The 21,305-nt window shown below is 66.5% G+C and carries 20 protein-coding genes; 7 read left to right on the forward strand and 13 right to left on the reverse strand.

Features of this window, described 5'->3' with window-relative positions; all coding sequences use genetic code 11:
- On the reverse strand, positions 1-524 hold a 524-nt coding region (locus GPT33_RS02850; protein ID WP_296805749.1), incomplete at its 3' end, for a hypothetical protein.
- A gap of 6 nt (positions 525-530) precedes the next feature.
- A complete protein-coding gene (locus GPT33_RS02855; protein WP_296805751.1) occupies positions 531-1,115 on the reverse strand; it encodes a hypothetical protein in 585 nt (194 codons plus the stop codon).
- Here GPT33_RS02855 and GPT33_RS02860 point away from each other — a divergent pair.
- Positions 1,059-1,673 (forward strand): LysR substrate-binding domain-containing protein, encoded by a 615-nt coding sequence (locus GPT33_RS02860; RefSeq protein WP_363928972.1) that lies wholly within the window; start codon positions 1,059-1,061, stop codon positions 1,671-1,673. The genes GPT33_RS02855 and GPT33_RS02860 overlap by 57 nt on opposite strands.
- Before the next feature lie 268 nt (positions 1,674-1,941).
- On the opposite strand, the gene GPT33_RS02865 is transcribed toward GPT33_RS02860, so the two are convergent.
- The 9 genes from GPT33_RS02865 to GPT33_RS02905 all read right to left on the reverse strand — a co-directional run bounded on the left by GPT33_RS02865 (position 1,942) and on the right by GPT33_RS02905 (position 13,272).
- A complete protein-coding gene (locus tag GPT33_RS02865; protein WP_296805755.1) occupies positions 1,942-2,901 on the reverse strand; it encodes a DUF368 domain-containing protein in 960 nt (319 codons plus the stop codon).
- Between the two features lie 504 nt (positions 2,902-3,405).
- Positions 3,406-5,385, reverse strand: coding sequence for a BatD family protein (locus GPT33_RS02870; RefSeq protein ID WP_296805757.1), 1,980 nt, complete (start codon positions 5,383-5,385; stop codon positions 3,406-3,408).
- A 60-nt stretch (positions 5,386-5,445) separates the two neighbouring features.
- The gene (locus tag GPT33_RS02875) at positions 5,446-7,482 is read right to left on the reverse strand and encodes a VWA domain-containing protein (RefSeq protein WP_296805760.1); all 2,037 of its coding nucleotides are present in this window, start codon (positions 7,480-7,482) and stop codon (positions 5,446-5,448) included.
- Positions 7,472-8,488 carry a VWA domain-containing protein gene (locus GPT33_RS02880; protein ID WP_296805762.1) on the reverse strand — a complete coding sequence of 339 codons (1,017 nt, stop codon included), beginning with the start codon at positions 8,486-8,488 and terminating at the stop codon, positions 7,472-7,474. Before GPT33_RS02880 ends, GPT33_RS02875 begins: the two co-directional genes overlap by 11 nt.
- A gap of 417 nt (positions 8,489-8,905) precedes the next feature.
- Positions 8,906-9,472: a DUF4381 domain-containing protein gene (locus GPT33_RS02885; protein ID WP_296805764.1), complete on the reverse strand. Its 567-nt coding sequence runs from the start codon at positions 9,470-9,472 to the stop codon at positions 8,906-8,908.
- On the reverse strand, positions 9,469-10,470 hold the full coding sequence (locus GPT33_RS02890) for a DUF58 domain-containing protein (protein ID WP_296805766.1): 1,002 nt from the start codon (positions 10,468-10,470) through the stop codon (positions 9,469-9,471). Before GPT33_RS02890 ends, GPT33_RS02885 begins: the two co-directional genes overlap by 4 nt.
- Positions 10,471-10,482: 12 nt before the next feature.
- Positions 10,483-11,547, reverse strand: coding sequence for a MoxR family ATPase (locus tag GPT33_RS02895; RefSeq protein ID WP_296805768.1), 1,065 nt, complete (start codon positions 11,545-11,547; stop codon positions 10,483-10,485).
- A gap of 342 nt (positions 11,548-11,889) precedes the next feature.
- Positions 11,890-12,522, reverse strand: coding sequence for an HAD hydrolase-like protein (locus tag GPT33_RS02900; protein ID WP_296805770.1), 633 nt, complete (start codon positions 12,520-12,522; stop codon positions 11,890-11,892).
- 102 nt (positions 12,523-12,624) lie between these two features.
- The gene (locus GPT33_RS02905; RefSeq protein WP_296805772.1) at positions 12,625-13,272 is read right to left on the reverse strand and encodes a CDGSH iron-sulfur domain-containing protein; all 648 of its coding nucleotides are present in this window, start codon (positions 13,270-13,272) and stop codon (positions 12,625-12,627) included.
- A 351-nt stretch (positions 13,273-13,623) separates the two neighbouring features.
- Here GPT33_RS02905 and nhaR point away from each other — a divergent pair, with 351 nt between their 5' ends.
- The 4 genes from nhaR (at position 13,624) to GPT33_RS02925 (ending at position 17,749) form a co-directional block, all read left to right on the forward strand.
- Positions 13,624-14,532 carry a transcriptional activator NhaR gene (nhaR, locus tag GPT33_RS02910; RefSeq protein WP_296805774.1) on the forward strand — a complete coding sequence of 303 codons (909 nt, stop codon included), beginning with the start codon at positions 13,624-13,626 and terminating at the stop codon, positions 14,530-14,532.
- A gap of 204 nt (positions 14,533-14,736) precedes the next feature.
- A complete protein-coding gene (locus tag GPT33_RS02915) occupies positions 14,737-15,051 on the forward strand; it encodes a low-complexity protein (protein WP_296805776.1) in 315 nt (104 codons plus the stop codon).
- Between the two features lie 277 nt (positions 15,052-15,328).
- Positions 15,329-16,990 carry a cation:proton antiporter family protein gene (locus GPT33_RS02920; RefSeq protein WP_296805778.1) on the forward strand — a complete coding sequence of 554 codons (1,662 nt, stop codon included), beginning with the start codon at positions 15,329-15,331 and terminating at the stop codon, positions 16,988-16,990.
- Between the two features lie 321 nt (positions 16,991-17,311).
- Positions 17,312-17,749, forward strand: coding sequence for a CoA-binding protein (locus GPT33_RS02925; protein WP_296805780.1), 438 nt, complete (start codon positions 17,312-17,314; stop codon positions 17,747-17,749).
- A gap of 153 nt (positions 17,750-17,902) precedes the next feature.
- On the opposite strand, the gene GPT33_RS02930 is transcribed toward GPT33_RS02925, so the two are convergent.
- Both GPT33_RS02930 and GPT33_RS02935 read right to left on the reverse strand, forming a co-directional pair.
- Positions 17,903-18,376: a hypothetical protein gene (locus tag GPT33_RS02930; RefSeq protein WP_296805782.1), complete on the reverse strand. Its 474-nt coding sequence runs from the start codon at positions 18,374-18,376 to the stop codon at positions 17,903-17,905.
- Between the two features lie 238 nt (positions 18,377-18,614).
- Positions 18,615-19,493, reverse strand: a complete 879-nt coding sequence (locus GPT33_RS02935; protein WP_296805784.1) for an alpha/beta fold hydrolase — start codon at positions 19,491-19,493, stop codon at positions 18,615-18,617.
- A gap of 522 nt (positions 19,494-20,015) precedes the next feature.
- Between GPT33_RS02935 and GPT33_RS02940 the strand changes: the two genes are divergently transcribed.
- Both GPT33_RS02940 and GPT33_RS02945 read left to right on the forward strand, forming a co-directional pair.
- Positions 20,016-20,462: a hypothetical protein gene (locus GPT33_RS02940; RefSeq protein WP_296805786.1), complete on the forward strand. Its 447-nt coding sequence runs from the start codon at positions 20,016-20,018 to the stop codon at positions 20,460-20,462.
- Between the two features lie 78 nt (positions 20,463-20,540).
- Positions 20,541-21,224: an ERCC4 domain-containing protein gene (locus GPT33_RS02945; RefSeq protein ID WP_296805788.1), complete on the forward strand. Its 684-nt coding sequence runs from the start codon at positions 20,541-20,543 to the stop codon at positions 21,222-21,224.
- Positions 21,225-21,305 lie beyond the last annotated feature (81 nt).

The raw sequence follows: 21,305 nt of genomic DNA on the forward strand, positions 1-21,305 counted from the left end.
GCCAGCTCGGGACCCAGCGCCACCTGTTGGCGGACGCCGAGGATCCGATTGTGGCCGTCTTCGTTGTCGGTTTGATCCAGATAGCTCAGGGCGATCAACCAATTGGGAGCCAGCGCATAGGCGGCCCCGAGGCCGGTCTGATATCCGTTGAAATACTCGTCGTCGTCGCCGAAATCGAACGAGCCGACGTGATAGGCGGAGAGCTCCAAACGCTCGCCCCGCCACGCGAAGCGCGCACCGCGCCCGCTCACGCCCCGCTCCGTGAGCGGCGAAAGACCATAGGTCGCATCCCCGAGCGTCACGTCGAAGTTGCGACCCCGGTAGTCGACATAAAACCAGTCCTCCTGACCGAAGACCGACTCGTCGTTCAGACCCGGCCAGCGGAAGAAAAAGCTTAGGAACCGCTCGTTCGTCTCGTCCAACGCCCCGCTGCCGGACCACTCGAGCTGCACGCCGGCACCGTCGCTCCCGTCGTTCTTGCCGCTCCAACTGCCCCCGACTCGCCGGGTGAAGTAGGTCCTCATGCTGTTCTAGGGCTTCTCCTTGCCGGTCACGCGCGGCAGGGTCTCGACAATGCGTTTGGCGGTGTCGGTCAGCGGCGCCTCCATCCCGGGCGCCGCCGCGGTCGCGGTCAGGCTGATCTCGTCGCGGGTCGACTCGGTGATGGCAGGCGGCTTGATCGTCACCTCCACCGGTCGCACCTCGCCCGCCGCCAGGGTCATGCTGCCGGCGGCGGGTTCCAACTTTGACTCACCGCTGCTTTGGGCGCCGAAGCCGACGGTCAGCTCGGTATTGCTGTAGTTGCCGATCTGGAAGGTCGCCCGGTAGGGCTCGCTCGCGATGGCGATGGTCGGCATGTCCAGGATGTCGACCTGAAGCTTGAAGACCGGCCGCACCCGAATCGCCAGGGTCGAGCGACCCAGCGCGCCGGGTCGTCCGCGGATGCCGACCCGATAGCTCACCCGATACTCGCCCGCCGCGATCCGCTCGGGCACGAAATCGACCAGGACTTCAACATCTCCGCCGCCGCCCAGGCGCTCTTCACCTCGCAGCCGGGCGTGAGCCGACAGCTTCAAGCGCTGGCGGACGAGCTGGGCGTGGATCTGTTCACTCATCACGGCAAGCGTCTGATCGGCCTGACCGAGCCCGGTCAGGAGATCGCGGTCCTGGTGGCCCGGGTGATCCAGGACGTGCAGCGGATCGAAGAGGTCGCGGATTCACACGTGAACGCCGAGCGCGGGGGCCTTGTGGTCGTCGCCACCCGACACGCGGCGAGCACTCGCCTGCGAGACACCATGATGCGTTTTTGTGAAGCCATGCCGGCGCTCAATGTGCGGGTGTTCGAGGAAGAGCCGCGGAGCGCATCGGCCATGCTCAGAGCCGGCGACGCGGACATCGGGATCCTCTCCGAGCCGTCCGAGCACGATCCCGAGCTTCTGTATTTTCCGATCGAGACCTGGCGCCTGCTTCTGGTGGTTCCGAAGGATCGTCCGCTGAACGACCGGACCGAGATCTCGCTGGAAATCCTCGCCCGCTATCAAATCTGCTCCTACGAGCGCACGGCGCATTCCCGCCGGATCGTGGAGGACGCCTTCCGAGCAGTCGGCATGGAAGCGCCGATCGCCCACGCCCTCGGCAGCTGCGCGATGATCGCAAACGCCTTGTCCGCGTAATCCGCCGCGCAACACCACACACAGCCGCGGGTGTCCTCGCCGGTCGTAGGGCCGCTGAGGCGATTTCCGAGAATAGGCATCCCGACTGGAAGGCTTCTAGCCCCTTACGCCGTACGTCTTGAGCAAACCGTCGCAGAATTTTTCGTTGTCGTTGTCGTGTTCGTCTGGAATCCGATTACGATTGCGACAACGACAACGAGTAGATCCTTGGTTGATTGTACCTCGCAGGCTCGGCACAACCCACGGCATGGAACTTGCGGAAACCGACTCAGTCCGTCCGCGGTCCGAAGCGGTCGAACGCGTAGACAATGAGAAAGCCCAGCACACAGGTCAAGACCGCACCGAGGACCAGCGGATCGCCCTCGTAGCCGGAGGGCAGAACATTGACCTCGGAGAGGATCTTCTCGGGGGTGAGTCCGTCTGCGGCCATCACGACCTGGCCCGAGCTATCCCTGAGCCAGTCCTCGGCGTTGCGCCAGGGATAGACCTTGTTGAGCGACCCGACCAGGAAGCCGGTCAAGATGGCCAGGGTGAGGCTTCTATAGCGCTTGAAGGTCCAGGAGAGCAGACGCGACATGGTCATCATCCCCGTCAAACAGCCCAGAGCGAAGACGCTCAGGATCAGGAGTTTATCCAGCGAGAAGTCGATCAGCAGCCCCTTTAGGGTGTCCTGGATGATGAACTGATACATCCCCAGCACCAGCAGCATGAAGCTCCCGGAGATGCCGGGCAGCATCAGTGCCGAGATGGCGATGGCGCCGCAGAGAAAGACGAACCAGAGCGCCTCGTTGCCGCTCGCGGGCGTGAGGGTGGTGATCGCGTAGGCCAGGATCGCCCCTAGGACGAAGAGCCCCACCTCGCCGGCGCGCCATTGCGGGATGCGCCGAACCATAAAGAGGATCGAGGCGAGGATCAGCCCGAAAAAGAATGCCCAGATCAGCGGCGGATAATGCTCGAGCATCCAGGAGACGCCGAAGACGCCGACCAGGATGCCCATCGCCATGCCGGCGAGAAGGAGCGCCAGGAAGCCCCCGTCGACCGCGCGCCCGACGCCGTCGAGTCCTTCGCGACGATGCACGCCGATCAGCCCCGGACCGAACGCCTTCACGGCATTGAGCAGACGCTCGTAGATGCCGCTGATGAAGGCGATGGTTCCGCCGGACACGCCCGGGATCACCTCCGCGACACCCATGGCACCACCCTTTAGGATCAGGCTCAAGCGCGACATCGTTTATCCTTGAAAAACAGCATGAATTGGAGTGGGTCAACCGCCTTGGTGGTCCAGCGAACCGCGGTCGAGGCGTCCATCGAACGGCGCCGTTGCCCGCGTTGCGCCGGTCTGCGGCGATCGGCGCGCACGCGTCGCGGCCCGTCTGGAATCGCCGGGCGTCATCTTCTCATCCGGGATGAGAATCCGGAAGCGATCGACCGCGCGACAGTCGGCCCGTAGGGGGACGAGCGAGAGCGAAGTCCACCAAACCCTGCGACGGGGCTGGTGGACTGCGCTGCTCTTGTCCACCCTGCCCGGCCAGGAAGAAACTCATAAATTAACGAAATGTAGGATGGGTAGAGCGCAGCGAAACCCATCCTCCCCGCTCCGACGCCCAGACTCCGGCACCGAATAGAGCGCAGCGAACCCCATCAATGGGGGGTGAGATTGCGAACCCCATCAGGGCTCCGGCACCGGATGATGGGTTTCGCTTCGCTCGACCCCTCTTACGTGTGAGACAGGTTACATCCGGCGCGGATAGAGCTCCGGCAGGGCTGTCGAGGGATCGGACGGGGTGTCGGCCTCGTCGCCGGACAGAGAAGACTCCAGTGTCTGCCAGGCACCGAGGCCGTCCCAGGCCGCCCCGGGGCCAGTGCTCGCGTACGTGGCGCCCGCGTAGAGGGCGCGGTCGAGTTGCGCCAGCGTCTCGGCCGCCACGGCATCGTCCAGGCGCCGGGCCAAGGCGCCGAGCCCCGCCGGAGCCTGCCCGGCCCAGCGGACCCGACCCCAATCGAGCAAGGCCATGCGCGCGCCGCGGGCGTCGTTGGCGAGGCAGGCCTGCTCGATGCGTCGGCGTGCCTCGCGCAGCGCCTGCGGCGAGGCGTGGGTCTCGACCTGATCCGAGGCCTCGCGACGACGCACTCCCCGTTTAATCCAGACGAGGGCTGCGAGCCAACCCAGACCGATGAGGCCGAGCGCGGAAACCCCGAGGCCGATCGGACCGGCGATCGCCCGAGGCATCCAGTCCTCTGCCCTGGACGCCAGTGTGCCGGGTTGTCGAGGCTCGGCGTCCGCGTCGACGCGATCGGAGACCACTGCAGCGTCCTCCGACGCCGACTCGCCCGCGCTCGCAAACGCCCCGGTCGACCCGCCGCTCGCGGTCCCCGCCGGCGCAGCGGCCACCTCCAGCGTCCGGGCGGGCACGACCGCCACCCGCTCGCGATCTTCGCGTGTATCCCACCAGGGAACACGCACCTCGGGAAGGGTCACGCGACCGGCGCGGGTCGGTACCAAGGCCACCTCGAGGCTCCTGATTCCGACCGGCGCACCGACGCCCGGCAGATCCTCTGCGCTGGTCTGACCAGGGTAGATCTGTGCGCCGTCCGGCGGATCGAGCACGAGCGGTGGCAGCTGGGCTGCAGTGGCTCCGCGCGCGGTGACCGTCAGAACACGGGTCACCGGCTCGCCGACCTGGAATCGCGGCGACGCGGGGACCCATTCGTCCGAGATCTCGACGGACTCCGCCGGCAACCAAGGCGAGCTCGAACCGGGCGGCTGCGCACGGACCTGGATCTCCAGGTCGGGCGCCCGCTCCACGATCCGTCGTCCGTTGGCCGTCATCCCCGACAGCCCCGCAAAGGGTCCGGCGCCGAACAGCGCATCGAAATCGTCGGCCGGACGGCGGCCGGACGGCCGCGGTGCCGGCATCACCGCCTCCAGTCGCGGACCGCGAATGACGAGGGGTCCGCTCTGTAGCGGCACCACGAGAAAGCGCCGTTCGATCACTTGATAGCGCCGGCCGTCGATCACCTCGACCGAGCTGCGGTCCTCGCCGTCGCGCTCGATCGTCGCACCTTCCACCTGCGGCTCGGAGAGGACCGCCCGCTGCGGCGGCTCGCGCTCGCGGTAGAGCACCTGGACCCGATAGTGAAACGCCTGCTGCACGTAGGGCGTCGAGTCGTCCGTCTCGGTCCGCACGAAGATCGGCTTCGGACCGGCGGAGGGGTCATCGGCCGCGGCGTCCTCGACGACCTCGACCGCGAGCGGCTCGCTGCGTGCATCGCCCCACGCCAGCGCGGGGATCTCCAGTCGGCCCGATCGCTTGGGGGCAAGCTCGATGCGCCATTCGCGCGTGTGCGACACGGCGCCGTTCAGAACGCTCATGCGCTCGCTCTGGCTGCGACTCAAGATGTCGAAATCCGCCTCCAGGACTTGGAGGTCGGGCTCGCCCGAGAGTCGGCCGTCGCCGAACAGCTGCAGGATCAGGGTCTCGTTCCCGGCGATGCGGTCGCGATCGATCTCGGCGCGAACCCCGTCGCCGAGCGTGTCCTGCGCCGACGCCGGCGTGACGAACATCAGGGCAGCCAACACCGGTGCCGCCAACAGCCTGACGGCGCAGAGCATCGGGAGCAGAACGGCGAGAAGCAGGCGCCACGGCCGCTTGTCCGTCGCATCGTACGCTCCTAGAGAAGAGGTCCAGGCAAGTCGAATCAAGTCATACATCCAGTTTCAAGATCGACGCATGCGTGCGTGTCGAGGTGTGGTTTTCGCGCATGAGGCGGCTCAGGGCAAGCGCCCTTCGCGGCGCAGATGCTGCAGGAGAAACCGCTGCCGCAGCAAACCGCCCGGGTCGTCGGGGACTCGGCGCAATTGAGCCTCCATTGCCTGCTCGCGTTCTTGCGCCTCGGGACTGAGGGCGTCCGACAGTGCGCTGTCCGAGGGCGCGGACCCTTCGGTCGTCGGATCCGATGCCCCGTCCGGGTGCTGCGCCGATCCACCGGGTTCATCCTCCGGTAGCGAGACATCTTCGGTCTCGGCGATGTCGTCAGGACCGATGTCGCCCGGATCGCCGGTCGGCCCGGATTTTCCGCTCGATGCGGGTCCGGTCTCGGAGCGCTTCGGCGAGGCCTGATCGGACGACGCGTCGGCGCCCGGCTCGCCCGCGGCATCCGAGCCGTCCTGCTCGGCCGAATCGGATGCGGTCTCGGACGCAGGTTCGGATGTCGGCTCGACGCCGTCTTTGCCCTCAGCCGCCTGCTCGCCCGAGTCCTCGGGGCTTTCGCTCGGGTCCGTTTGCGTGTCGTCGCTGCCGGGGGAGCCGGACGGATCTCCTCCGCCGCCCGAGGGTTCTTTACCGGAAGTGCCTTGCGAGTCGCTCGCGGCGTCACCCTCCTCGCCCTCGCCTTGGCCCTCGCCCGATTCGCCGTCCTCGGACGACTCGGGCGGGCGGTCCCGCAGCGCTTGGAGCAGCTCCAGGTTGTGACGCGCATCCGCATGGTTTGCATCGCGTTCCAGCGCTCGCTCGTAGGCGGCGATGGCCTCGTCGATCCGTCCGAGGCGTGCGAGTGCATTGCCGCGGTTGTAGTCCACATCCGGATCCGGCACATCCGACAAGGCTGCAAGTGCACGCTCGTAATCGCCGGCACGATAGCTGGCGGCGGCACGCCACGCCGGATCCCGAAACAGCTCGGCCGCCTCGGCATTCGCGCCGGCCTCGAATTCTCGGGCCGCCTGTTGATCCGGTCGCCACCAGAAGTCGGACCACTCGAAGGCCCATCCGGGGGACGGCGGCAGAATCATGACACAGGCGAGGATCGACAACAGCCAACCGCGCCGGAAGGCCAAGGCGGCGAAGGGCAAGAGTGCGAGCAGCAGCCAAGGGCCCTCCTCGCGCCATTGATCGGACAGGAGCGACGGCTCCTCGGTCAACTCCGCGTCCATCGAGCCGAGGCCCATCAGTAAGCGGGTGTCGGCGTCGCCTGCGTCCGATTCGACATAGCGGCCGTTGCCGAGCCGGGCCAGCTCGCGCAGATCGGACTCGGGCAGGCGCGCAATCCGGACCCCGCCGTTGGGGTCGGACTCGAAACCACGTGCCCCGTCCGAGGCCAAGGGCACGGGCGCACCGTCGGAGGTGCCGACCGCAAGCACCGAGACGCGATGTCCGCCGGCCGCCAATGCCTGCACGGCAAACCGGGCCGCGGCCAGGTCGCCGACACCGTCGGTCACCAGGACGATGTCGCCGCGACCGGCGGAGGCGCGCCCCAGCAGCTCGCCGGCCGCGTTCAAGGCCCGTGCAGTATCGCGCGCTCCCGGTACCGGGATCAGGTCGGTCGTGAGTTGGGGCACCTGGGCCGAGATGGTCACGGCATCCCGCGTCAGCGGCGAGACCACGAAGGGCTCCGGGCCGAAGGCGAGCAGGGCGATCTGGCCTTCCTCCGATGCCTTCAGCAGATCCATCACCTCGAACCGGGCACGCGCCAGGCGGGATGGCCGCAGATCGGCCGCGTTCATGCTCGGAGAGAGGTCGAGTAGGATGACTCGCGCCGCACTAGTCCCGTAGACGGGCTGCGCGACACGCTCCCAGGCCGGTCCGGCCAACGCCAGCGTCGCCAGTAACCAACCGAGACCCAACAGCAAAAGCGGCAGACGTCGCGGCTCACGATCCGCGCCCACCAGGAGATGCGGCAGCAGATGTGCATCGACCAGGCGCCGCCACACCAGCGCACCGGCCGGTCGTCGCCACAGCAGCACAAGCAGGATCAGCGCCGGGATCAGGGCCAGCAGCCAAAACGGGCGCAGAAGCTGCAACTCAGGCCACACGACGGCGTGCCCCCGCGGACAGAAGCGGCGCGGCGGCCAACCCGAAGCTCAGGAGCAGCGCACCGGCCGCCGGCCACATGTAGAGCGAGCGCCTCGGCGTGAGCGAGCGCTCGTCGCGCTCGCTCGGCTCGAGACGATCGAGCTCGGCGTAGATCTCTTCGAGCTGTTCGCGGGCATAAGCCGAGAAGAAGCGTCCGCCGGTCATCTCGGCGATGCGCTGGAGCGTCGCCGGATCGAAATCGCTGCCCGCGCGCGCCGGACCGCCGCCGAAGGGCGAGCGCGACTGCGACATCCCCCCGCCGTTGCCGCCGCCGATCCCGATGGTGTAGACGCGCACGCCGGCCTGAACCGCCAGCTCGGCCGCTGCGAGCGGTTCGATGTGTCCGGCGTTGTTGGCGCCGTCGGTCATGAGGATGACGACGCGATTGTCCTCCGGCTGGTCGCGCAGATGCTTGACCGCCAGGGCAAGGGCATCGCCGACCGCGGTCTCGCGACCGGCCAGGCCGACCACCGCCTCGGTCAGCATGGTCCCGACCGTCGTGCGATCGAATGTGAGCGGCGTCATTAGATAGGCCCGGGAGCCGAAAAGGATGAGTCCGAGACGGTCCTGCTCGCGCCGCGCGATGAATCGCTCCGCGACCGCCTTTACGAGTGCGATGCGCGCGACCATGCGGTTGTTCAGCTCGTAGTCGGCCACCTCCATGCTCCCGGAGATGTCGAGCGCGATCATCAGATCTCGACCGGAGACGGGGAGTCTGACGGGTTCCCCGACCCATTCCGGACGCGCCGCGGCGAGCACCAGAAGGACCCAGGCGACCAAGGCGAGGATCAGACGCGGACTCAGCGAGCCGCTCCCTCGCGTGCCCCGCGCAACCTCCGCCGCGAGGTCCGGATCCAGGTGGAAGCGCAGGGCCGCGCCCTGCTCGGCGGGGGCGCGGGGGAGCCAGGTCGCGATGAGCGGGAGAGGGAGGGCGAGAAGGGCTAGGGGCCAAGCCAGCGTGATCATGCTGAAACGCGCTCGGGGGATCTTTGAATTTTCATTGCATGGCCGTGAGGTCGCACGACATGCTCGCCTCGGAGGGGCGCGTTTCAGAAGGTTCAAGGAGCGATTGAAAACCAACCGAAAAACGTAGGATGGGTAGAGCGCAGCGAAACCCATCCTCACAGCTCAACAGCACGATCCGGGCGTCGCAGCGGGGAGGATGGGTTTCGCTGCGCTCTACCGGTAACGAAGCTTGGGCGTCGGAGCGGGGAGGATGGGTTTCGCTGCGCTCTTCCGGTGCCGAAGCTTGGGCGTCGGAGCGGGGAGGATGGGTTTCGCTTCGCTCTTCCGGTGCCGAAGCTTGGGCGTCGGAGCGGGGAGGATGGGTTTCGCTTCGCTCTACCCATCCTACGTCGGGTGTTTTTGGGGTGATTATTGGGGTCATCTCGTTGCTAGGGGCGTGGCATCGGCCTCTGGGTCGGCAGGCGTTTCCCCGGCTCCGCCAACTGCGGGGCCGCCGTGGCGACGGTTGGCGCGGATCCAGGTTTCCGCCAAATCGGCCAAGGCATCCGGATTCGGCAGTGGATCGCCGTCGCGGGTCGCGCCGTATACCAGGTCGGCGAGTGCCCGCCCCGGTCCTTGACGAAAGCCACCCCCGCCGCCGGTCGCGTCCAGGAAGGCGAGCCAGGCATCCCCGGTGAGTCCGGCGACCTGCTCGCGCGGAAAGCGCACAAGCGCGAACCGGCGCAGCAGGCGCGAGAGTGCGGCGACGAAGGCGCGGGTGTCGCCGTCGGCCCGGACGGCCGCCCGCAGCGCGGCGAGCTCGCGCAGGGCCGAACGGGCGGCGGCACCCCGACGCCGATGTCGGCGCCAGCGCACACCGGCCACCCACAGCAGAACCGCCAGAAGCACGGCGGCGGAGATCCACCAACCGGGGGCCGGCGGCCACCATTGGATGGGATCCGGCAGATGCCAGTCGCGCAGTTGCGCCAAAGGATCGCCGTTCACGCGAAGCCCCCCGCGGCGGGCAAGCGCCCTCGCCCGCCGAGACCGAGCGCCAGCGCGGGACCGACCGGGGCATCGGCGGTCAGACGCAGCAGGTGGGCACGGTTGCGCCGCGCCAGCCGCTCCAGGGTCTCCATCCGGGTGCGAAACAGATCTTCGTATGCCTCGCGGCTCCCGGAGCGGGTCAGATCGAGTAGGCCGCGCCGGCGCCCGTCGGTCACGGGGTAGCGTCCGGAGGGCGGCGCCTGGATCTCGATGCTGTCGTGCACCGGCAAGAGGATGACCTCGCAACCGGCGGCCAGCTCGGTCATCCAACGTGTCGGCCCGCGCAGGATGTCGGCGAAATCGCTGATCACGGCAACCAGACTGCCGGGGCGCACCAGCCGGACGAGGTGTCCCGCGGCGTCCCCGAGCGAGGCGTAGCCGCCGGCCGGGCCGGAGGATTCGGCGTCTGCACGCCAGGCGGGCGACGGACTCGCCAGACGGTCGAGAAGCGGCAGGAGTCCCGCGGCACGCGAGGCCGGGCGGCGCTCCAGGTGCCGGGTCTCGTCGAAGACCAGACCGCCGACACGATCGCCGCGATCCACGGCAGCCCAGCCGAGCAGCGCGGCCGCACGCGCGGCGACGACGGACTTGAAGGCGATGCGGGTGCCGAAGCGCATGGACGGCCCCTGGTCGACCAGCAGCCAGACCGGCCGCTCGCGCTCCTCTCGGAAGAGTTTGACGTGCGGACGACCGGCCCGGGCCGTGACACGCCAGTCCATGTTGCGCGGGTCGTCGCCGGGCTGATAGACGCGCGATTCGTCGAACTCCATCCCGCGCCCGCGAAAGCGCGCCACATGGCCGCCGGTGCGCGTCGCCAGGACCCGCCCGCGCGGCGCAAGATCGAGCCGCCGCGCCTGCTCGCGCAGGGCGATCAACTCGGTCAACTCGGGGAGGACGCCCTCGGTCCGCGCATGAGACGTCTTCGCGTCCTTCGCACTTGGTGGGTTCAATCGCATGGCACGGACCGCCTACGGCGCCGGGACGCGCCCGAGCAAGGCATCGATGAAGTCGTCCGGCCGGCGGCCTTCCGCCTCCATCTCGTAGGACAGGAGCACGCGGTGACGCAACACATCCGGGGCGAGCGACTGGATATCCTCGGGCGAGACGAAGGTGCGCCCGTTCAGCCAGGCCAGGGCGCGCGAGCAGCGGTCCAGGGCGATGGTCGCGCGCGGGCTCGCGCCGAAACGCAGCCACCCGGCCAGGTCGGGCGAATAGGCCTCCGGCTTGCGGGTCGCCATCACCAGATGGACCAGATAATCCTCGACCTCGGGCGCCATGTAGAGATCGAGAATGGCGTGCCGTGCGGCAAAGACGCTTGCCTGACTCAGGACGACGCAGGGGGCCGACGCGCGATCGCGTCGCGCCTCGTCGCGATTGAGGCGCAGGATGGCACGCTCGGTCTGGATATCCGGATAGTCGACCCGGACATGCATCAGGAAGCGGTCGAGCTGGGCCTCCGGCAGTGGGTAGGTGCCTTCCTGCTCGATCGGGTTTTGAGTCGCCATCACCAAAAAGAGCCGCGGCAACAGGTAGGTCTCGCGACCGACGGTGACCTGGCGCTCGCCCATCGCCTCGAGAAGTGCCGACTGCACCTTGGCCGGCGCGCGGTTGACCTCGTCGGCGAGCAGCAGGTTGTGGAAGATGGGGCCGCGGTCAAACCGAAAGGTCCCGTCTTGGGGGCGATAGACCTCGGTCCCGGTCAGATCCGCCGGCAAGAGGTCCGGGGTGAACTGGATGCGATGGAAATCGCCCTCGAGCCCGGCTGCAAGCTCCTTCACGGCCGTGGTCTTGGCCAGCCCCGGGGCGCCCTCGACCAACAGATGACCGTCGGCGAGCAGGGCGATCAGCAGCCGATCGATCAGGCCGTGTTGACCGAGGATGCTCTCGCCGACCTGCCGCCGCAGTGCGGAAAATTCTGTCGCGAGTGAATCAGGCGAGGTATCGGCAGCAGCGGAGCCGGGGGTGGAGGCGCTTGTTGTTGCGGCGTTGCGTTGTGAGGCGGTGATCTGATCCAAGGTCGTCGGTTCCTTCATCGTGGTGTCGTCTCGGACGCCATCGGCACCTGCCGTCGTGCGTCTCTTATGTTGCCCGCGCTCCGGTTGCCCGGGGTAAGTCACGGCGTAGGATGGGTAGAGCGCAAGCGAAACCCATCCAGCCTACGCCAAAGGCATCAGACCGAAACTCGGCCACCCAGCAACCCGGGTGTTTGGAGGATGGGTTTCGCTGCGCGCTACCCATCCTACAATGCCAACTTGGCGGTTTGGAGGATGGGTTTCGCTGCGCTCTACCCATCCTACAATGGCAACTCGGCGGTTTGGAGGATGGGTTTCGCTGCGCTCTACCCATCCTACATCGATCGATGTGTTCTCCTTGCCTCAGGGCTGCCCGGCGGCGATCGAGAGCAAATCCCGCGGATGACGGCACTGAAAGTCGGGGCCTGCGGCTGCCAGACTCTCCAAGGGCGTATAGCCCCAGGCCACGGCGGCAAAGCGGACCCGCGCATCGCGCGCCGCCTCGAGATCGCGCAGCTCATCGCCGACATAGACCAGGCACCCGGGCTCAAGACCCTGCATGCGGGCCTGTCGGCGCAATGCCCCGGCCTTGCCGAACAGACCGGTTCCGCCGACCACGACATCGAGACCGGGCAGCCGATGGCGGCGGACGTACTCACGCACGCTCGCCCGCGCATTCGACGACAGGATACCCAACCGATGCCCGCGTTGCAGCAGCGTCTCCAGCACCTCGCCGATACCCTCGATCGGGGCCGTCTCCATCAGATCGGCACGCATAGCACGACGCATCCGCGTGGCCAGTTGCGGAAGCCGGTACATGGGCACACCCAAAGCATGTACGACCTCGAGCGCGTGCATCCCCCTGAGCCGCTCCAGCCGCTCCCGACTCAACGGCGCGCAGCCGAACTCGGGGCCAACCTGCCGGAAGGCCTTAAAGGCCGCCTCGAGACTGTCGACAAGAGTACCGTCGAAATCGAACAGGATACGAACCGACATGTTTTTATTCCTGAACCGCGTCTCACATCGGCCGTTGACCGAGACAAGGCCGAACAAATCGACTCACGACGCCTGTCACTCCGGACGCGGTTCAGTTGCGGTTCAACCTTTAAAGCCGACCTTCTTATGCGACCCGTCGCAAAACGGCTTGTTCTGCGACGCCCCGCAGCGACAGAGAAACGCCTTGTCGCCCTGCCAGGCGAGCCGCCCGCTGCCGGCGCGGATACTCAGATTTCCGGTCAGGACCAGCGGGCCATCGGGCCGCATCTCGACCGTCAGCTTCCCGCCCGTCGCGGTCAGTCCCGGCCCTTTCTCGCCTACGGCACCATAGTCCTCGAACTTGGCCTCGACATGACTGTTGTCGCAGAACGGCTTGTTCTTGGAAGCCCCGCACCGACAGAGCGCCGCGCGGAAACGCACGCCGGGCATATCGTCTCCTGCACCTTCGATCTCCAGATCGCCGGTGAGATAGAGCGGGCCATTGTAGGCGACGGTCAGGCTGTTTTCCGCGGGTGCCGACTCCGGGACACCGGCCTTGTCGGTGTAGGTCAAGGCGCCGCTCGGACAGCGCTCGATGATCTCGCGGACCTCCGCCTTCGACACGAGGTCCGGCACACACCATGGCTGGCGGTCGGCCACGAAGAGGTCGCCCTTGGAGTGACCGCATTCGCCGACGTGAATACAGAGGCGCCCGTCGAAACGGACGTCGATCTCCTTACCCGCGAAGTCCAATTGTCGTTTCTTACTCATGCCTGCCTCGATGGGATCGGCCGGGACCCGGGGCGCGATGTTCCGGGGCGATCCGCCGACGTTTTTGGATGGATGGGTTCTCGGACCGGCAAAGGTCAACAGCCCCGGTGATTCGCAAGCGCGCGGCCGCGGCCGTCATCGCGCTTCGACGGAGAGTGGGGGCCCGCAGTTGATCAGGCAACGTCCGGCACGGGCCATTGCATGCGCAAAACGGCTTTCGGGTTATCATCCCGAGCGATCCGGTCACAGCCTCCGCCGCTTAGCCGCCGATAGCCATCGCCGAGACCGCCCGCGGGCATCACCTCGACCCGGATCCTTCGCATTCCACCCAAACGCGCGGATCCGCCCCCGATGCCGAACCTGAACATGAAGCACCTGCGCTACTTCTGGGCCGTAGCGACCCATGGGTCCATTGCCCGCGCATCGGAGGTCCTGCACCTCACGCCCCAGACCATCAGCGGGCAGCTGCGCGAGCTCGAAGAGCAGATCGGGACCAAGCTGTTCGGCAAATCCGGACGCAACCTCGCCCTGACCGAAAGCGGCCAAGTGGTGTTCTCCTATGCCGACGAGATCTTCAGACTGACGGGGGAGTTGCAGGACGTGGTCTCGGGCCGCCCGCCGGCCTCCGGCATCACCTTCAGGGTCGGAATCGCCATGGTCGTGCCCAAGCTGCTCGCTTATCGCGTCTTGGCGCCCGTACTGGCCCTCCCGGACCCGGTGCGTCTGGTCTGCCACGAGGCACCACTGACCGACCTTCTGGCCGATCTCTCGGTGCACAAGCTCGACCTGGTCCTTGCCGATAGCCCGGTGAATCCGGCGCTGAACATCCGCGCCTACAACCATATCCTGGGCGAATCCGGAATCAGCTTTTTCGCCGTCCCGGAGCTCGCGGCACGCTATCGCGAGGACTTTCCCCGATCACTCAACGGCGCGCCGATGCTGATGCCGACGGGCTCGAGCGCACTGTATCGCGCGCTCGAGCATTGGTTCGACCGCCACGACCTGAAACCGCGCATCGCCGCGGAGTTCGAAGACCGCGCGCTGATGAAGGCCTTCGGCGAGGCCGGGGTCGGGATCTTCACAACACCGACCGCTGTGGAACAGGACATTCTCGACAAGTACGGGGTCGCACTGATCGCCCGGGTCGACGACATCAAGGAGCGGTACTACGCCATCTCGGCCGAGCGCCACATCAAGCACCCGGCGGTCTCGACGATCACGGAGTCAGCCCGGCATGACCTATTCGGCCCGCAGAGTTGACGCGCCCGAAACGCCCGGCGTGTGGACCCGGTCTGCCTCGATAGCTTCGCCGGCTAGGCCAACGCGCTTTTCAGCGCCGAGAGCAGTGACTCCGTTGAACCCTTGAGGTTCTGACGTATCAAATCCGAGCGTGTTGCTGCGATAATGGTGACGGATGTCCGATTCCGGAAGCCACCCTTCTTATTTCGACACGAGGACACGACCATGAACAAAAAAACCATCACACCGGCCGCCGCCCTTGTCGGTGCCGCCATCGTCGGTAGCCTCGGCGCCGTCGGCGTTGCGCAGGCCTCCGGCAACCCGTTCGCCGCTCAGTCGCTCGATACCGGCTACATGCTGGTCGCCGGTGCCGACACCGAAGGCAAGTGCGGCGAAGGCAAATGCGGCGGGACCAAGGATGCGGAAGGCAAATGCGGGGAGGGCAAGTGCGGTGCCGATAAGGGAACCGAAGGCAAGTGCGGCGAGGGCAAATGCGGCGCCGACAAAGACAAGGAAGGCGCATCCGGCAGCACCACCTGAAGCGACCTCGTCGACGGTCTCCTCGGGAGGTCGATATCTACGGGATCGCCCCGGAGGATTTGAGCGGCATGGGCGGCGCGAGCGCGCGCCGCCTAATCTCACCGTCGTCGAGATACTGCGCGACACCCGGCGTTCTTCGATGAAAGGCGCACCCCTTCTGAAGTAGACTCCATGGCGGGTGATGCGGTTGGCCGGCATCCGAAGCACGATCGGCGCGAGGCCCCCACATCAACCGATCAAACCGGGGGCGATCGATGAGTGCGGCAGGTCGAACGGCGTGATTGAAATAACCGATGCCTTTGCGGAGCTTGCCGTCCTTCTGGTGATCGCGGCCGTTGCTGGCGCGATTGCGGTGCGCCTGAAACAGCCCCTGCTGATTGCGTACATCGTCGTCGGCATCGCGGTCGGACCGGCAGGTTTCTCGCTGGTCCAATCCCACGATCAGATCGAGGTGCTCGCCCAAGTCGGCGTGGCGGTGCTCCTGTTCGTCGTGGGACTGAAGCTGGACCTCACCCGGGTGCGCGATATCGGCCCGGTCGCCTTGGCCACCGGATTGGGCCAGCTCGCCTTTACGATCGTCTTCGGCTTCCTGATTATCCTGGCATTGGGCAAGGGACTGGTCGAAGCACTCTATGTCGCGGTCGCACTGACCTTCTCGAGCACCATCATCATCGTCAAGCTGCTCTCCGACAAGGGCGAGCTCGACGCGCTGCACGGACGCATCGCGATCGGTTTCCTGATCGTGCAGGATATTGCCGTCGTGCTGGCGATGATGGCGATGAGCTCTCTCGGCTCGGGCGCCGACGCATCGGCCTGGGCTGTCGCGATCTCGCTGGTGGGGCGCATCACGGCCGCAGCGGTGCTGATGTTCGTGCTGATGCGTTACGTGCTCCCGGATCTCCTGCATCGTATCGCGCGCTCGCAGGAGTTGCTCCTGATCTTCGCAATCGCCTGGGGAACCGGGCTCGCAGCGCTCGGGGAATGGGTTGGATTCTCCAAGGAAGCCGGGGCCTTCCTGGCCGGTTTCTCGTTGGCATCGACCGCCTATCGCGAGGCGATCAGCGCGCGACTGACGGGCATCCGCGACTTTCTGCTGTTGTTCTTCTTCATCCATCTCGGAGCCGAGCTTGACCTGACGACCCTCGGTGCCGAGGTCTGGCCCGCGATCTGGCTGTCGTTGTTCGTGCTCATCGGCAATCCGTTGATCGTGATGGCCATCATGGGCGTGATGGGCTATCGCAAGCGCACAGGGTTTCTGGCGGGCCTGACGGTCGCGCAGATCAGCGAATTCTCGATCGTCTTCGTGGCGATGGGCATCAGCCTGGGCCATGTCGGGGTCGAGGCGCTCGGGCTGACGACCTTGGTGGGGCTGATCACCATTACCCTGTCGACGTACATGATCCTGTACTCGCATCCCCTGTACCGCACCCTCGCGCCTCTGCTCGGGCTATTCGAACGACGCCGGCCTTACCGGGAGCTCATGGGCGACAATCCATCTTCGGACGGAGCGCAGCCGGAGGTCCTCGTGATCGGGCTTGGCCGCTACGGACTCCGTCTGGCACGACGTCTGCGCGACGAAGGCCTGCAGGTCATCGGTGTGGACTGTGATCCTGACGTCGTGCGGCGCCTGAGCGGCGCCGGCTTGAATGTCCGCTTCGGCGATGGCCACGACGCTGCCTTTTTGGATAGTCTCCCCATGGAGGGGCTGAGCTGGGCCATCAGCACCCTGCCCGACCTGGATTCAAACCGAGTACTGCTCTACGCCCTGGCCGAGCGACGTTTCTCCGGCGAGATCGCCGTCGTCGCCCGCGACGACGCGCAGGGCGCACAGCTCTGGCAGATCGGTGCGCCGGTCATTCTGTACCCCTTCCGAGATGCGGTGGACTTCGCCGCGGACAACATCATGACCATCATGCGCCGCCACAGGCAGGCCATTTGACCGCGAGCATCCGGCGAGATCGCCGTCTTCAATCGTCGACCAAGGTTGTACCGAGATCGGTATACTGTCGACTAGACGATCGAGCGTTTGCCCTCGGCTCCAACCGCTCCGGTTTGCTCACTGATCTCTGAGGATTCAGCGAGAATCACGGCATGTTCCTTGTCCAAGGAGTGACGAGCGAACGTCGCTTTTCCGCCGACCCGGTTACCTCGACTCTTCCGCAAACCACCGTGGAAGAACCCATCCGCAACAGGCTCGCGCTTTGTTCCGGCCCCCGTCGGTACGTGCCCCAATCACCCATTCACCCGGAACCCCGCGCTCATGGCTTCGAACTACGAAAGCTTCTTTAACCTCGGCCGCTTCGGCGTCGTCGGACACACCACAGCCAAGCCTTTTCCGCTCCTCAGTTATCGGCGGCTGAAGGCGATGGGGAAAACCGTCTATCCGATCGACCCCAGCACTATGCTGGTCGACCGGGATCCCGCGTATCCCACGCTCGCGTCCTTACCCCAACCCATCGATGGTCTCATCATCGAGGTGCCGAAGGCGGAAAGCGCGGGCTGGGTTGCCGCGGCCGCGGATGCAGGGATCGGTCATGTCTGGATCCACATGGCCCACGAGACCCCGGAGGCGGTGGCGCTCGCCGCGGAGAAAGGCATCAATCTACGCACCGGGACCTGTGCCGTTATGTATCTGAATCCCGGACCGTCCGTTCACGGCATCCATAAGCTCGTCATGAAGCTGACCGGGAAGTATTGAGGCGCGGCCTTCGATTGCCCCCGGAAGGTGCCCGCCGGTCTTGCCCGGAACGCAGGCGTCTCGGCCGACCGACGTCGCCTCGAGACGTCGACCTCAAGGCGGAGGCGATCCGGTCGCTGCGGCCCCGCCCGGCAAGCCGGATCCGCAAGCGACTCACTCGGCGCCCACTTCGACTTGCTCGGTCCACTTCAGAGAGGGCGGTCCGGGCGGGATATCCTTGAAGCTGTCGCCGTCTGCGGCGATGGCGAACTGCCGCCCTGCCTCGGCGCCGGCGGCCGCGGGGTCCGGGTTGAGATAGGCAACCCCAAGCCAGCCCGGAGCCAAGACCTGTGGTCCTGCGACGCCCCTGTCCAGGGCCTCTTGGCTCAAGGCGTAGGAACGTACGGTGATGGTGTCCCCCGGCTGCACGGGAGAGGTGGAGCGCAGCACCGAGATGACCTCCATGCGGTAGAGCACTTCCGAGCGCTCTCCTTGGCCCGTGGGCGCCTGCGCTTCCAGCACCCGGACCTCGAGCTCCGCCGCCGCGGCATCTTTGAGCCCCTGCCCCGCCCGGGCGCTCAACGACAGAGCCAGAAGCACGCCGAGAGCGGCCACGGTCGCGATGCGAATCAAATGGACTTGCAACATAGCGATCTCCTCTGCAGTTGATGACGACCACCGCAGCCTCGATTGGGCTGCGATGGATCCTGCTTCCAGTCTAGTCCGGGGCGCAGATCGGTCAACGTCGCGACCTACCTCCGTCAACAGAGCCGCCCGGGCACCCCGGCCGCGAATGTGTCGGCAGGTCGATCCGATTGTCGGGGGGCTATCGCTGTCGCACAGCTGAAGCAGAAGCAGAAGCAGAAGGCAGCTTACTTTGCGGGTCTCACTGCGAACCGGTCGCGCGGGTTTCGGCGGGTTTCGCCACCAGGTGCGACAACAGCAGCCCGTCCTGCCGACTGAGTTGGTGATCGCCGGCCACCACCTGGATGTCGGCGCGGCCATTGAGCGCCGGCACCCGGCGCAGATCCTGACTGGAGGCCGGCACGACCTGGTCGCCCGGCAACCCGAAGGCGGCCCCACGGACCACTCCGACGTAAGCGATGTCGGGGTGTCGGCGACCGTTCAGCCAGTACAGCAGGTTGCCGGGCACCGGTGGCGATAGGTCTGCAAGGACCCCGCGCGAAGACTGTACGGTGCGATACATGTCGTCGCCCACCTTGCGTTCGACGAACCAGCGTTTGATTCCGCCGAACAGTCCGCTGTCGTCGGTCGCATCCAGCGCCTGCCAGGCGCGCTCGGTGCCCGAATGGGGGGCTGCGATGGTGATCAGTCGGGTGACGGTGCCCGCACCGTAGTTCACCAGTGCGAGCCGAGCCACGACGCCGCCGGCCGAATGCCCGATGAGCTCGACCGTGTCCGTCGGGTGCCGTTGCGCGATGGCGCCCAGCATCCCGCCGAGAAAGCGCGCCTGCTCCATCAGCGGGGCGGTGGAGGGCAGATCGACCGTGTAGATTGCGAACTCCCCCGCTGGTCGCACGACCGGCTCCAGCCGCACCCCCGACGAGGTAGACCGCCAGTTACCGGCGACTCTCCAGCCAGCCTCTTCCAAGACCGGCAAGACTCCGCTCTGCCGCCAGGATGCAGAATCGCCGAGGTAACCGTGCACCGGCACCAGAATGCGACCGGCCCCGGCGGTACCGGCATACGCCAGCCCCAGCGCGCAATATAGGGCCAGCCACCACCGACCACGCCAATGCTTCATACTTCGTCCTCCGGGTTGATCAGGCGTCCGACGCCTGCGATCTCGATGCTGACCCATGCCGACCCGGTTGCCGGCCGCCGGGAATACCGACGGTCGACCTGCAAGGGCCAAAGAGAGGGCCGAATGGTCAGCTCGTGTTGGCGCCGGCCGAATCGAGAGGGTTTCCCCGCCCGGCTTGAAGATCACGCCATCGCGAGGTGCTGCGTCGCCCCATTTCTTCGGGTCCAGTCCGAGATCAGTGTACGCGAAATCTCCCCATGTCCTCGCGGGTACTCTGACGGGAGCGCGCAATCGGCTGATGAGAAAATTGATCGTGTCGGCAAGGGATGGGACCGAGATGCCCGACGCTCGCATCGAGGTTCTTTAACCCGGCGACGGACGACGGGGAGAAGCGGGGCAGTTCGGGGGCGTTGAACTTGCCTGAAGGCGCGCGGGTCGAGTAAAACCCGACGATCCTTGGAGCCCGTGGTCAATCCGCACGGGCGGGAACGATGAGCACGCCAATCACGAACCGAGACAAGCATGAGCCGATTGGACACGACAGAGGACCCTTACCTGCGCGCCTTTCGCGGCAGCTTCACCTCCGCCTTGCGCTGGCATCAGCTCGACGATCTCTGGGCACGGATCGACGCGCGTGCGGATGCGGGTTGGTTTCTCTATGCAGTCGGCGAGCCGCCGCCGACGGCGGCGACCGATGCGGCCGGCGTCAGGGACTTCGTCGCGGAGATCGACCGCCTGCTGCGCGCCGAGCATCGCGAGGACTATTGCGGCATCGTCTATGCCGACGATCCGCGCGCGCCGACCTTCGTGAAGATTTATGATCCGAACAATCTCGGCGTGGTGTGCGGTTTCAGCGACTCTCCGCCCCTGCCCGGCTGGGTGATGAGTTTGATTCCGCCGGTTGACCTGCCGAGCACGCGCCCCCCGCCGAAGAACCGGCGGCGCTGGTGGCAACGATTGTTCGGATAGACGGGGCTCGGACCCGAACAAGGCGCCGGTTCGGCAACGCACGTCGACGACGCGATCCCCCGATGGAGGCACGACGCGATGGATCCGAGTCAGGCTTTCTCGATGCGTGTGGACGATCGCGAGGCATCGAGCCCGGTCCTCGCGGCCTTGCGTGGTCACCCCGAATTCCGAATCCAGGTCGAACGCCTCCCTGTCGGCGACTACCTAATCGACGACAGCCTACTCTTGGAGCGCAAGACGCTGATTGATTTGGTGTCGTCGATCAAGGACGGGCGTCTTTTCGCGCAGGCCGAACGTCTCGCGACTGCCGGACCGCGCGGCGCGCTGATCCTCGAAGGCACCACACGGGACCTGACCGAGAGCCGCATGCGGCGCGAGGCGATCCAAGGCGCACTCGTGACCTTGACGCTGTTCTTCGGTCTGCCGCTGCTGCGCGCTCGGGATCCGGAGGAGTCGGCCCGGCTGATGCTCTTCGCCGCGCGTCAGCAACGCTCATTCGCCCGGGGCGCAATCCCGCGACACGGCAAGCGGCCACGCGGGAAGGCGCGTCTCCAGAGCCATATCCTCCAAGGGCTGCCGCGGATCGGACCCGAGCGGGCCAAGCGACTGATCGAGCACTTCGGCAGCATCGAGGCCGTGATCACGGCGGATACCGAGGCATTGACCGCGGTGCCCGGCATCGGCGATGCAGTCGCCGAGACGATTCGTTGGGCAGTCCGAGAGATCCCGCCAATCTACCCGGACACGCCCTGCCAGGTTTGAACCGAGCCGCAGTGAAGGTTGGGCCGAGCGGGAGCGAGGCCCAACAGATGCCGCCATGCGGACCGCCGAATGTCGGTTTCG

It is taken from the genome of Thiocapsa sp. (assembly GCF_011390875.1).
Lineage (GTDB): Bacteria > Pseudomonadota > Gammaproteobacteria > Chromatiales > Chromatiaceae > Thiocapsa.

What these genes read in the sequence shown, in the direction of transcription:
- GPT33_RS02915 (WP_296805776.1), top strand. Translation starts at nt 14,737, where the DNA reads ATGAACAAAAAAACCATCACACCGGCCGCCGCCCTTGTCGGTGCCGCC.
- GPT33_RS02890 (WP_296805766.1), bottom strand. Translation starts at nt 10,470, where the DNA reads ATGCGATTGAACCCACCAAGTGCGAAGGACGCGAAGACGTCTCATGCG.
- GPT33_RS02905 (WP_296805772.1), bottom strand. Translation starts at nt 13,272, where the DNA reads ATGAGTAAGAAACGACAATTGGACTTCGCGGGTAAGGAGATCGACGTC.
- GPT33_RS02940 (WP_296805786.1), top strand. Translation starts at nt 20,016, where the DNA reads ATGAGCCGATTGGACACGACAGAGGACCCTTACCTGCGCGCCTTTCGC.
- GPT33_RS02935 (WP_296805784.1), bottom strand. Translation starts at nt 19,493, where the DNA reads ATGAAGCATTGGCGTGGTCGGTGGTGGCTGGCCCTATATTGCGCGCTG.
- GPT33_RS02900 (WP_296805770.1), bottom strand. Translation starts at nt 12,522, where the DNA reads ATGTCGGTTCGTATCCTGTTCGATTTCGACGGTACTCTTGTCGACAGT.
- GPT33_RS02870 (WP_296805757.1), bottom strand. Translation starts at nt 5,385, where the DNA reads ATGTATGACTTGATTCGACTTGCCTGGACCTCTTCTCTAGGAGCGTAC.
- GPT33_RS02945 (WP_296805788.1), top strand. Translation starts at nt 20,541, where the DNA reads ATGGATCCGAGTCAGGCTTTCTCGATGCGTGTGGACGATCGCGAGGCA.
- GPT33_RS02895 (WP_296805768.1), bottom strand. Translation starts at nt 11,547, where the DNA reads ATGAAGGAACCGACGACCTTGGATCAGATCACCGCCTCACAACGCAAC.
- GPT33_RS02865 (WP_296805755.1), bottom strand. Translation starts at nt 2,901, where the DNA reads ATGTCGCGCTTGAGCCTGATCCTAAAGGGTGGTGCCATGGGTGTCGCG.
- GPT33_RS02930 (WP_296805782.1), bottom strand. Translation starts at nt 18,376, where the DNA reads ATGTTGCAAGTCCATTTGATTCGCATCGCGACCGTGGCCGCTCTCGGC.
- GPT33_RS02925 (WP_296805780.1), top strand. Translation starts at nt 17,312, where the DNA reads ATGGCTTCGAACTACGAAAGCTTCTTTAACCTCGGCCGCTTCGGCGTC.
- GPT33_RS02855 (WP_296805751.1), bottom strand. Translation starts at nt 1,115, where the DNA reads ATGAGTGAACAGATCCACGCCCAGCTCGTCCGCCAGCGCTTGAAGCTG.
- GPT33_RS02880 (WP_296805762.1), bottom strand. Translation starts at nt 8,488, where the DNA reads ATGATCACGCTGGCTTGGCCCCTAGCCCTTCTCGCCCTCCCTCTCCCG.
- nhaR (WP_296805774.1), top strand. Translation starts at nt 13,624, where the DNA reads ATGCCGAACCTGAACATGAAGCACCTGCGCTACTTCTGGGCCGTAGCG.